The sequence below is a fragment of the Mycobacterium sp. E3305 genome (assembly GCF_001666785.1).
Taxonomy (GTDB): Bacteria; Actinomycetota; Actinomycetes; order Mycobacteriales; family Mycobacteriaceae; genus Mycobacterium.
Map to the genome: position 1 here is coordinate 1 of NZ_LZJA01000118.1, position 10,879 is coordinate 10,879.

The following is a 10,879-nucleotide window of genomic DNA, read 5'->3' on the forward strand; positions in this document are numbered from 1 at the left end:
TCCTCGAAGACCTCTTCGTCGAAGTTGGCCGAGCGGTAGGACATCACCACCCGTTCGCCCTTCTTGATCCGCACGCCTTCAACATCCTGCGCGACCCGAACCCCCACGTCGGGTTCGGTGGCACCGGCGCCCACTACTGCATCGGCGCGAACCTGGCCCGCATGACCATCAACCTCATCTTCAACGCGGTCGCCGATCACATGCCGGACCTCAAGCCGGTCGGCGAGCCCGAGCGGCTGCGGTCGGGCTGGCTCAACGGAATCAAGCATTGGCAGGTGGACTACACCGGCAAGACCGCGGTGACGTCCTGATGGACTTCAATCTCACTGCGACGCAACAAGCCGTCGCGGATGTGGTGACGTCCGTTCTGGATCGGGACCTCGGCTGGGACGCGTTGGTCAGCGGCGGGGTGACGGCGCTGCCGGTGCCCGAGCGCCTCGGCGGCGACGGCGTCGGCCTGCCCGAGGTCGCCACGGTGCTCACCGAGATAGGCCGCCACGGCGCCATCACGCCGGCGCTGGCCACCCTCGGCTTCGGCGTGGCGCCGCTGCTTGACCTGGCGTCCGATGAACAACAGGACCGGTTCCTGGCCACGGTCGCCAAGGGCGGCGTGCTGACGGCCGCGCTGAACGAGCCCGGCGCCGCGTTGCCCGACCGGCCGTCGACCACCTTCGCCGACGGCCGGCTGTCGGGCACCAAAGTGGCTGTGCCGTATGCCGAATCCGCCGACTGGATGGTCGTGACCGCGGACAGCGCGGTCGTGGTGGTGTCGCCGAAGGCCGACGGTGTGGCGGTGGTCAAGACGCCGACATCGAACGGTGCGGACGAGTACAGCGTCACGTTCGCCGACGTCGCTGTCGGCGACTCCGATGTGCTCGCCGGCGCCCAGGCGCATCGGGTCAATCAGCTCGCCTTGGCGGCCGTCGGCGCCTACGCCGACGGGCTGGTGGCCGGGGCGCTGCGCCTCACCGCGGACTACGTGGCCAACCGCAAGCAGTTCGGCAAGCCGCTGTCCACGTTCCAGACGGTGGCGGCGCAGCTGGCGGAGGTCTACATCGCCTCGCGCACCATCGATTTGGCGGCCAAGTCGGTGGTGTGGCGGCTCTCCGAAGGCCGAGACGCCGACGACGACCTGGACGTGCTCGGCTACTGGATCACTTCGCAGGCCCCGCCGGTGATGCAGACCTGCCATCACCTGCACGGTGGCATGGGCATGGACATCACCTACCCGATGCACCGGTATTATTCCACGATCAAGGACCTGTCCCGGCTGCTGGGCGGTTCTTCTCATCGTCTCGACCTGGTGGGAGCGCAATGTTCATAGACCTCACTCCGGAGCAGCGTCAGCTGCAAGCGGAACTGCGGGAGTACTTTTCGAACCTGATCTCGTCCGACGAGATGAAGGCGATGGAGCAGGACCGGCACAACGAGGCCTACCGCGCGGTGATCCGGCGGATGGGCCGCGACGGCAAGCTCGGGGTGGGGTGGCCAAAAGAGTTCGGCGGCTTGGGCTTCGGGCCCATCGAGCAGTCGATCTTCGTCAACGAGGCACATCGGGCCGACGTTCCGCTGCCCGCGGTCACGCTGCAGACCGTCGGGCCGACGCTGCAGCAGTTCGGCAGCGAGGCGCAGAAAAAGAAGTTCCTGCCGGCGATCTTGGCGGGCGAGGTGCACTTCGCGATCGGTTACAGCGAGCCCGAGGCCGGCACCGACCTGGCGTCCCTGCGGACGACCGCCGTCCGTCAGGGCGACGAGTACATCGTCAACGGCCAGAAGATGTGGACCACCGGCGGACACGACGCCGACTACATCTGGCTGGCCTGCCGCACCGACCCGGAAGCCGTTAAACACAAGGGCATTTCGATCCTGATCGTGGACACAAAGGATCCCGGGTTCTCCTGGACGCCGATCATCCTGTCCGACGGCGCCCACCACACCAACGCCACCTACTACAACGACGTGCGGGTGCCCGCCGACATGCTGGTCGGCGAGGAGAACGGCGGCTGGCGGCTCATCACCACCCAGCTCAACAACGAACGTGTCATGCTCGGCCCCGCGGGCCGCACGGCCGGCATCTACGACCGCTTGCACGCCTGGGCGTCCAAGCCGGGCAGCGACGGGATCACCCCGATCGACCACCAGGACGTCAAGCGGGCCCTCGGTGAGATCCACGCGATGTGGCGAATCAACGAGCTGCTCAACTGGCAGGTGGCCGCGGCCGGTGAAGACATCAACATGGCCGACGCCGCCGCCACGAAAGTCTTTGGCACCGAGCGGATCCAGTACATCGGCCGGCTCGCCGAGGAGATCGTCGGCAAGTATGGCAACGCGGCCGACTCGGACACCGCGGAGCTGCTGAACTGGCTGGACTCGCAAACCAAGCGCAACCTGGTCATCACCTTCGGTGGAGGCGTCAACGAAGTCATGCGAGAAATGATCGCGGCGGCAGGCCTCAAAGTGCCGAGGGTCCCTCGATGACCGACACGGACGACATCAAGAAGGCTGTCGCCGAGATCACGTCCACTGTCGTCGCCGCACCCCGCACGGGCCGGGATCCGGTCAACCAGCCGATCATCAACAACTGGGTCGAGGCGCTGGGCGACCGCAACCCGATCTACGTCGACGAGGCCGCGGCCAAGGCCGCCGGTCATCCCGGCCTTGTCGCGCCCCCGGCGATGATCCAGGTGTGGACGATGTTCGGACTGGGCGGCGAGCGTCCGACGGACGATCCCATGGGTCCGATCATGGAATTGTTCGACGGCGCAGGCTATGTCGGCGTGGTCGCCACCAACTGCGAGCAGACCTACCACCGGTATCTGCGTCCCGGCGAGCGGGTGACCGTGCACTCCGAGATGCGTGACGTGGTCGGGCCAAAACAGACCGCTCTCGGCGAAGGCTGGTTCATCAACCAGCACATCACCTGGCGCGTCGGTGACGAGGATGTCGCCGAGATGGCATGGCGCATACTCAAATTCAAGCCGCGCGAGACATCCGAGACGGCGCGGTCTTCGATTCCCGAGGATTTGGACGCCGACGCCCTGATGCGCCCGGCGGTTTCCCGGGACACCGCGTTCTTCTGGGAGGGTGTCAAGGCACACGAGCTGCGCATTCAGCGGCGGCCCGACGGCAGTCTGCAGCACCCGCCGGTGCCGGCGGTGTGGCAGGACAAAGAGCAGCCGATCGACTTTGTGGTGGCCGGCGGCACGGGCACGGTCTACAGCTTCGTAGTGCACCACGCGCCCAAGGTTCCCGGGCGCACGCTGCCCTTCGTGATCGCCCTGGTCGAACTCGAGGAAGGGGTCCGGATGCTGGGCGAGCTGCGCGGGGTCGACCCTGCCGCGGTGAAGATCGGAATGCCTGTTCGCGCAACCTATATCGACTTTCCCGCCGGTGAGTCCGGCCCGGAATGGACCCTGTACGCATGGGAGCCCCAAGCATGAGTGCGCCCGTCGTCGAAGTGGGTACGAAGCTGCCCGAGCTCAAGATCGAAGGCACGCCCACCTTCATCATCTCGACGGCCATCGCCACCCGCGACTTCCAGGACGTGCACCACGACCGGGATCTGGCCCAGGCCAAGGGATCGAAGGATATCTTCGTCAACATCCTCACCGACACCGGGCTGGTACAGCGCTTCCTGACCGACTGGGCCGGGCCGACCGCGATGATCAAGTCGATCGGTCTGCGGCTGGGCGTGCCGTGGTACGCCTACGACACCATAACCTTCTCAGGTGAGGTGACCGCGGTGGAGGACGGGTTGATCACGGTGAAGGTGTTCGGCCGCAACAGCCTTGGCGACCACGTCATCGCGACCGCCACGCTCACGATTGGGGACGCTTAATGTTGTCGGGTAAGGCCGCCATCGTCGGCATCGGTGCCACCGACTTCTCGAAGAATTCCGGCCGAAGCGAGCTGCGCCTGGCGGCCGAGGCGGTTCTGGATGCGCTCGACGACGCGGGCCTCAAGCCGTCGGACGTCGACGGCCTCACCACCTTCACGATGGACAGCAACAACGAGACCGCGGTGGCGCGTGCGACCGGCATCGGCGAGCTGAGATTCTTCGCGCAGACGGGTTACGGCGGCGGTGCGGCGTGCGGGACCGTCGCACACGCAGCAGCGGCCGTCGCGACCGGGCTGGCGGACGTCGTGGTGGCCTACCGCGCGTTCAACGAACGGTCCGGCCAGCGTTTCGGTCAGGTGCAAAGTCGCCTCGCGGGAACCCCTGGGGCTCAGGCCGATTCGACGGCAGCCGACAACTCCTTCTCGTATCCGCATGGCCTTTCGACACCGGCCGCGCAGGTGGCCATGATCGCGCAGCGGTACATGCACTGGTCCGGTGCCACCAGCCGTGACTTCGGCGCCATCTCGGTCGCAGACCGCAAGCACGCGGCCAAGAACCCGAAGGCGTACTTCTACGAGAAGCCGATAACCATTGACGACCACCAGAATTCGCGGTGGATCGCCGAGCCGTTGCGGCTGCTGGACTGCTGCCAGGAGACCGACGGCGCGGTGGCCCTCGTGGTGACCTCGGTGGAGCGGGCGCGAGACCTCAAGCAGCGGCCCGCCGTCATCGAGGCGGCGGCCCAGGGCGCCAGCCCCGACCAGTACACCATGGTGAGCTACTACCGCTCCGAACTCGGCCTGCCCGAGATGGGTGTGGTCGGCAAGCAGCTCTGGCAGCAATCGGGCCTGAAGCCGGACGATATTCAGACCGCCGTGATCTACGACCACTTCACTCCGTTCACACTGATTCAGTTGGAGGAGTTGGGATTCTGCGCCAAGGGCGAGGCCAAAGACTTCATCGCCAACGGCGCGGTCGAGGTGGGCGGTCGGCTGCCGATCAATACCCACGGCGGCCAGCTCGGTGAGGCCTACATCCACGGGATGAACGGAATCGCGGAGGGTGTCCGGCAATTGCGCGGGACCTCGGTCAACCCGGTCCCCGACGTCGAGCACGTCCTCGTCACCGCGGGAACCGGCGTGCCCACGTCGGGCCTCATCCTCGGCTAACGCTGCCATTCGCGTTCGAGTGTGCGGCCTGCCGCACGTTCGCGTTCGACTGTGCGGCCTGCCGCACACTCGACGGCAGTCGGCTAAGAACGCGCGACGACCGAATACACGGTCTCCATGCCGCGCCGGCCCTTGATCTCGACCTGCTCCGAGTGGCCCCAGACATATTCCGGCTCAACGGCATCGCGCACGCGGCTGCTGACCATCACGGCCGGGCGCCCGGCCCGCCCGGCGATGCCGGCCAGCCGGAACGCCACGTTGGTCGCGTCGCCAATCACGGCCGTGACCGTTCTCGTCATCGCGGCGATCGCGGCCCGGCCCTGCACCACCCCCCAGCCCATGCGGATCGGCGAGCCGTCCGGGCTCCGCAGCGGGAGGGTGGGCCCGAGCTCCTCGACCCTCCGGTTCGCGGCGAGCGCGAAGTCGATCGCGAGCTCATTGGCCTTTGGAATCGTCCGCAGCTCCCAGACGGCATACAGCGCATCACCGGCGTAGTGGTTGAGCGTGCCGCGGTGGGCGCGCAGCACCTGGTTGAGGTCGTGCCACAGATAGTTCAGGCTCTGGGCGATCACCCGGTTGCCGGTGACCTCCGAGATCGTCGAGTAGTTGGTGATATCGCCGACCACCATCACCATGGTCTCCTCGGCGATCCGGGTCAGGGTCGGGCTGGTGTTGGTCAACCCCGCTGCATTGAACCGGTCCGATCGGAAGATCAGCACGACGTCGCCGATCGAGATCTGGTCGTCGGGCTTGATGGGGACCTGCACGGCGCGTTCCAGCGGCATGCCGTTGAGCAACGTTCCGTTGGTGCTGGTGTCGATGAGGTAGGCCCGGTCGGTTACGACGTCGAGACGGATCTCGAGGTGGTTACGGGAGATGTTCGGGTCCTGGATAACCAGCCGGCGCGCTTCGTCGATGCCCGCGCACTGACGGCCGACGAATAGTTGATCGAAGATCGGCACGAGCTTCTCGCCGCCGTTCAAGTGCATGACCAGATTGGCCAGCGGCTTGTTCAACCAATCGGGGCGCATGGCTTAACGACCTCGCCGCACTCGAACGGCCGGGTGTGCGAGCGAGACCCGTCGTTGAGTGCCACGCCCGCCCTGACCACTCTGTGCACACACTAAGCGTCTGCCATCTGAAGGTGCTGAGCTGTTAGCTGCAGGGGTAATCGTATCCGACGCTCAGCGAACGAGCGTCGGCTGCGCTTCGAGAGCGGCCCGGGCCGCTTTCCGCCCGGCTTGCAGGGCGGCGTCGATGTTTTTGAAGTCCAGTGGACCGATCGCCGAGACGTCCGGCTCGATGATCGCCGTGACCCGGGGGAGCTCGCGCAGGTTCCACTTGGGGGCCGCGAGTTCGACGCTGCGAAGCAACGTGTCTTGCAGCGGAGGCAGGGCCGCATCCGTGCCTGTCACGAGCCGCCGGACGAACGCGGGAGGCTGAAGCTTCGCCGGCAGCGGGCCAAAGCCCTTCGACGGCACCCACGTCGTGCGCAGATCGACGCATATCACTTCGCCGTCGGGGTCGGCACACATCACGTCGGCCGGGAGGATGTTCATCAATCCGCCGTCCACGAGCAGCCGCTCGCGATGTTGCACCGGCGGCAGGAGACCGGGTATCGAGATCGATGCGCGCACGGCGACCCACAGCAGCCCACGGCGATGGATGATCTGTTCGCCCGTGATGATGTCGGTGGAGACGGAGAAGAACTCCCTCGGCAGGTGCTCGATCAGGGTGGTGCTGCCGAAGAATCCCTCTATCAGACGGTCGACACGGCGACCTCGGGTGAGGGCTATCGCAGGGATCGTGTAGTCGCTGACCGGCCTGGTCTCGGCAACGTACTTCCGCGCCGCCGCGGTGCAATCCCGCGCGTCCAGCCCCAACGCGAAGGTGGCGGCGGCGAGGGCACCGGAACTGGTTCCGCCGAACCGGTCGATGACGATGCCCGCCCGCGTGAGCTCTTCGTAGACGCCGTAATGCGCGAGGCCCCGCGCGCCCCCGCCCCCCAGCACGAGACCGATAGAGCGCCCGGTGATTCTGCGGGCCAGCGCGCCGATTCCGTCGTCGTCGGCGGGGTGATGCGAGACCGGCTGCAGCAGGTCCCACCAGCTCGGGTCCGGCACGACGCCGCAAGTGACCAGGTGGACCGGCCCTTGCGTCACCGGTGGTTCGAGCGCTTCCGGCGGACGGGTTTGATCGGTAAGGACCACGACTCGGTCGCTTTGCGCGGTGACGTAGCGTCGCCAGCTGTCACCCGAGCCCCGATCGGCCACCAGCAAGACCCAATCGTTGCTTCGCTCGACGCGGTCGAGGGTCTCGCTGAACGCTTCGACGAGCTCGCCGTAATGATTGGCCGCCGCCGTCGTTTCGACCGGCGGCGCGACGACGGCCGCCCGACCGTGCGATCTCAGCCGTGCCGCGATCGCCTCGATGATCGGCATGGCAACCGCATCCCCGGTCGACACCACGCCGACGACCCGCCGACCGCGAGAGACGGTGGCGGCCCGTGACTCGCGAAGCATTACCGCCATCGCTCGGAACATCGCCGATTGCAATTGCGGCGCCTTGGCGAGCACCTCACTGAACGCGTCAGCGGCGATCCTCCAGACGACGCCGTCCCGAAGGGCTCGTACTCCGGCCGAGCGAGCGGCGCCGGTGATCACGCCCAGGTCTCCGATCGAGTCACCGGACGCCATCTCACGAAGCACCTGTCCGTCGATGCCGATGGCCGCGAATCGCCCCGAGGCGATTACATAGATTGCGTCCGACGGGTCCCCAAGGTGAAAGAGCCACTCGTTGGCGAGAACGTGCTGGCGACCTACGGTCTTCGTGAGCAGGTCGAGTTGTTCGTCGTCGATATCGGCGAATATCGGCATGCTCCGCAGTGCGGTTCGCTCGTCGGCCGCACGCGGCTCGGGCGACTGCCCTTCAGCGACCATGAAAGGACGAAAGCATATTGCGCCGTCTAGCGGTAGTCCGCCCGGCGCAAAGCCGCTACGCGGGGACCAGCTCGACGCCGCTGAGCACCACGGCGTTGTCGCGCGAAGGCGCGACAACGCTAGCCACGAAACGGCCGTCCTCTTTCCACAGGTTGACGCGCAGCGTCTCGCCCGGGAACGCCACGCCGGCGAAGCGCGCGCCGTACGCGGCCACCGCGCCGGCGTCACCGTCCAGCAGCGTGTCGACGATGGCCTTGCACGTCATGCCGTAGGTGCACAGGCCGTGCAGGATCGGTTGCGAAAAGCCATTGGCCGCAGCGAAATCCGGGTCGGAGTGCAGCGGGTTGCGGTCCCCGCACAGCCGGTAGAGCAGCGCCTGCTGCGGCAGGAGCGGCACCGCCACCTCCACGTCGGGCGCCCGGTCCGGCGCGGCGTCCGACGTCGACGGCCCACGCTCGCCGCCGAATCCGCCCTCACCGCGGGCGAAGATGGACCGCCGCTGCGTCCACAGCAGCGTGCCGTCGGGCGCGCTGACGGTCGTCTCACTCCAGATCACCGCGGCCTTGCCCTTGTCCCAGATGTCGGTGAACCGGGTGACGGCGCGGGCCGAACCCGACGGCGGCAGCGGGCCGGGCACCTCCACCCGCTCGCTGGCGTGCAGCACCTTGCCCAGCTCGATGTCGATGCCGGGGAATTGCACGATCGGCGGTTTGGTCATGTGAAAGGACGCCGCCACGTTGCCGAACGTCGGCAGCACCTGCGGTGTGTCGTCAACCAGGTAACGCAGTTCGCGTGGATCCATCGGATCCTTGCCGGCGCCCAACGCCAAGTGGTAGAGCTGCACGTCGCTGCTCGTCCACGAGAAATCGATCGGGTCCAGCTCGGCGGCCAGTGCGACGTCTACATCGATGGGCATCAGCGTTCCCCCGCAATGTGCAGCGCGGCCAAGTAGCCGAACGTCATCGCCGGGCCGATGGTCCCGCCCGGACCCGGGTAGGTGTGACCCATCACCGGGGCGCTGACATTGCCTGCGGCGTAAAGGCCTTCGATGATCGAGCCGTCGTCGCGCAGCGCACGGCCGTGGACGTCGGTGCGGACGCCGCCCTTGGTGCCCAGGTCACCGGGCACCATCTTGGCAGCGTAGTACGGAGCGTGGGCGAGCTCACCCAGGTTGGGATTCGGCTTGTTCGTCGGGTCGCCGTAGTAGCGGTCGTACGCGCTCTCGCCGCGGTGGAAGTCTTCGTCGACGCCGGACCTGGCGAAGCCGTTGAATCGCGCCACCGTCGCGGTGAAGTCCGCGACCGGCAGGCCGGCCTTCTGCGCCAGCTCCTCGAGGGTGTCGGCGGAGATGATGACCCCCGACTCCAGCCACTTGCGGGGAATGCGTTGTCCCGGCTGCAATCCCGCGAAGATGTAGCGGTCGCGGTATTGCTGGTCGAACACCAGCCACGCCGGAATGTTCTCGCCCGGCCCGGGGCCCTGGCCGAATTCTCCGCCGTACATGTGGTGGCAGGCCTCGACGTAGGGCATCGACTCGTTCATGAACCGCTTGCCCGACATGTTGACGATGATCGATCCCGGCGAATTGCGCTCGGACAACGCGAACCACGGCGCGCCCACCAGCGGCACGGTCGGGCCCCACCAGGCGTCTTCCATCAGTTCGAGTGCGGCGCCGAGCTTTTCGGCGGCGACGATGCCATCACCGGTGTTGTCCTTGGCGCCGACGGTCCACTCGGTGGTGATCGGCGCGCGCTGATACTTCACCCGCATCTGCTCGTTGTGCTCGAAACCACCGGAGGCGAGGATCACCCCGCGCCGCGCCCGGATCAGCCGCGGCTCCGACGACTCCGACGCGCCGGTGTCGCGAACGTAGACTCCGCGCACGACGCCGTCCTCGACGTACAGGTCGGTGAGCGCGGTGTTGAGCAGCACCGGGACCCCGGCCTGCTGCAACCCGATCCGCAGCGGGCCGATCAACGCCCGGCCCATGCCGACGAGGTTCTTACCGGTCGCCTTCGCCCACATCGTGCGGGCGCCGACCTTCAGGCTGCGCAGCACACCCCGAGGGTGGCGCTTCAGCTGGTTCAGCCGCACGTAATCCTGTTGCATCACAACGACGTTGAGCGGCACCTTGCCGTATGCCGGCTCGAGCCCGGGCATGTCGGCGCCCAGCTTGCGCGCGTCGAACGGCTTCGGCTCGATCGAACGTCCCTCGGCGCGGCCGCCCGGCGCCTCCGGGTAGTAGTCGGAGTAGCGCGGAACCCAGCACATCTTCAGCGGGGTGTGCTTCAGCACGAACGAGAGCATCTCGGGTCCGCGCTCGAGGTACGTGTCGATGCGTTCCGGCTCGACGACGTTGCCGACGATGCCGTGCAGGTAGGTCCGGGCCGCCTCCGGGTTGTCCCGGACGCCGTCACGCTTGAGCACCTCGTTGTTGGGAATCCAGACGCCCCCACCCGAGCGGGCGGTCGAGCCGCCGAAGTGCGCAGCCTTCTCGATGACTACTGTGGAAAGGCCCCGGTGAGCGGCGGTAAGCGCAGCTACCATGCCGGCTCCGCCGCTGCCGACCACGACGACGTCGAGCTCCTGTGCTGTCATGTAGAACACGTTATAGAATTGCCCGGGCCGGGCGCTACTGGGCCGGTCACACGAACGAGGGGACTTCTGCAGATGCTCAGTGTTGCGACACGAGACGAGCTTGCTGCCGACCTGGCGCAGGCTGAGCGGAGCCGCTCACCGATCGCTCCGCTGACCGCCGCTCATCCGGAGATCGACGTCGTCGACGCCTATGAGATCCAGCTGATCAACATCCGCCAGCGGGTGGCCGAGGGAGCCCGCGTGTTGGGCCATAAGGTCGGCCTGTCGTCGAAGGCGATCCAGCAGATGATGGGGGTCGACGAGCCGGACTACGGGCATTTGCTCGACGAGATGCA

The 10,879-nt window shown here is 67.0% G+C and carries 9 protein-coding genes and 2 pseudogenes; 7 read left to right on the forward strand and 4 right to left on the reverse strand.

The window, feature by feature from the left end; genetic code table 11:
* The 6 genes and pseudogenes from A5701_RS27405 to A5701_RS10735 form a co-directional block, all read left to right on the forward strand.
* Positions 1-311: pseudogene (locus A5701_RS27405) on the forward strand (hypothetical protein); the annotation flags it as partial.
* Complete coding sequence (locus A5701_RS10715; RefSeq protein ID WP_067752376.1) at positions 311-1,324, forward strand: acyl-CoA dehydrogenase family protein; 1,014 nt, start codon at positions 311-313, stop codon at positions 1,322-1,324. The pseudogene A5701_RS27405 and the gene A5701_RS10715, both read left to right, overlap by 1 nt.
* The gene (gene fadE29 / locus A5701_RS10720; protein WP_067752379.1) at positions 1,315-2,478 is read left to right on the forward strand and encodes an acyl-CoA dehydrogenase FadE29; all 1,164 of its coding nucleotides are present in this window, start codon (positions 1,315-1,317) and stop codon (positions 2,476-2,478) included. The genes A5701_RS10715 and fadE29 overlap by 10 nt, the downstream gene beginning before the upstream one ends.
* Positions 2,475-3,440, forward strand: a complete 966-nt coding sequence (locus A5701_RS10725) for a bifunctional MaoC family dehydratase N-terminal/OB-fold nucleic acid binding domain-containing protein (RefSeq protein WP_067752382.1) — start codon at positions 2,475-2,477, stop codon at positions 3,438-3,440. Before fadE29 ends, A5701_RS10725 begins: the two co-directional genes overlap by 4 nt.
* Positions 3,437-3,838 carry a MaoC family dehydratase gene (locus A5701_RS10730; RefSeq protein ID WP_067752385.1) on the forward strand — a complete coding sequence of 134 codons (402 nt, stop codon included), beginning with the start codon at positions 3,437-3,439 and terminating at the stop codon, positions 3,836-3,838. The genes A5701_RS10725 and A5701_RS10730 overlap by 4 nt, the downstream gene beginning before the upstream one ends.
* Positions 3,838-5,007: a lipid-transfer protein gene (locus A5701_RS10735; protein ID WP_067752388.1), complete on the forward strand. Its 1,170-nt coding sequence runs from the start codon at positions 3,838-3,840 to the stop codon at positions 5,005-5,007. Before A5701_RS10730 ends, A5701_RS10735 begins: the two co-directional genes overlap by 1 nt.
* An 83-nt stretch (positions 5,008-5,090) precedes the next feature.
* On the opposite strand, the gene A5701_RS10740 is transcribed toward A5701_RS10735, so the two are convergent.
* The 4 genes from A5701_RS10740 to kstD all read right to left on the reverse strand — a co-directional run bounded on the left by A5701_RS10740 (position 5,091) and on the right by kstD (position 10,544).
* Positions 5,091-6,038, reverse strand: a complete 948-nt coding sequence (locus A5701_RS10740) for an adenylate/guanylate cyclase domain-containing protein (protein ID WP_067752391.1) — start codon at positions 6,036-6,038, stop codon at positions 5,091-5,093.
* A 153-nt stretch (positions 6,039-6,191) separates the two neighbouring features.
* Positions 6,192-7,946, reverse strand: coding sequence for a patatin-like phospholipase family protein (locus A5701_RS10745; protein WP_067752394.1), 1,755 nt, complete (start codon positions 7,944-7,946; stop codon positions 6,192-6,194).
* Positions 7,947-8,001: 55 nt separating this feature from the next.
* Positions 8,002-8,862, reverse strand: a complete 861-nt coding sequence (locus A5701_RS10750) for a MaoC/PaaZ C-terminal domain-containing protein (protein WP_067752397.1) — start codon at positions 8,860-8,862, stop codon at positions 8,002-8,004.
* A complete protein-coding gene (gene kstD, locus A5701_RS10755) occupies positions 8,862-10,544 on the reverse strand; it encodes a 3-oxosteroid 1-dehydrogenase (RefSeq protein WP_067752400.1) in 1,683 nt (560 codons plus the stop codon). The genes A5701_RS10750 and kstD overlap by 1 nt, the downstream gene beginning before the upstream one ends.
* 72 nt (positions 10,545-10,616) lie before the next feature.
* On the opposite strand from kstD, the pseudogene A5701_RS10760 reads away from it, so the two are divergent.
* A pseudogene (locus A5701_RS10760) lies at positions 10,617-10,879 on the forward strand (2-keto-4-pentenoate hydratase); the annotation flags it as partial.

Excerpts from the sequence above, each read along its gene's own strand:
- A5701_RS10715 (WP_067752376.1), top strand. The coding sequence starts at position 311 with ATGGACTTCAATCTCACTGCGACGCAACAAGCCGTCGCGGATGTGGTG.
- fadE29 (WP_067752379.1), top strand. The coding sequence starts at position 1,315 with ATGTTCATAGACCTCACTCCGGAGCAGCGTCAGCTGCAAGCGGAACTG.
- A5701_RS10725 (WP_067752382.1), top strand. The coding sequence starts at position 2,475 with ATGACCGACACGGACGACATCAAGAAGGCTGTCGCCGAGATCACGTCC.
- A5701_RS10730 (WP_067752385.1), top strand. The coding sequence starts at position 3,437 with ATGAGTGCGCCCGTCGTCGAAGTGGGTACGAAGCTGCCCGAGCTCAAG.
- A5701_RS10735 (WP_067752388.1), top strand. The coding sequence starts at position 3,838 with ATGTTGTCGGGTAAGGCCGCCATCGTCGGCATCGGTGCCACCGACTTC.
- A5701_RS10740 (WP_067752391.1), bottom strand. The coding sequence starts at position 6,038 with ATGCGCCCCGATTGGTTGAACAAGCCGCTGGCCAATCTGGTCATGCAC.
- A5701_RS10745 (WP_067752394.1), bottom strand. The coding sequence starts at position 7,946 with ATGGTCGCTGAAGGGCAGTCGCCCGAGCCGCGTGCGGCCGACGAGCGA.
- A5701_RS10750 (WP_067752397.1), bottom strand. The coding sequence starts at position 8,862 with ATGCCCATCGATGTAGACGTCGCACTGGCCGCCGAGCTGGACCCGATC.
- kstD (WP_067752400.1), bottom strand. The coding sequence starts at position 10,544 with ATGACAGCACAGGAGCTCGACGTCGTCGTGGTCGGCAGCGGCGGAGCC.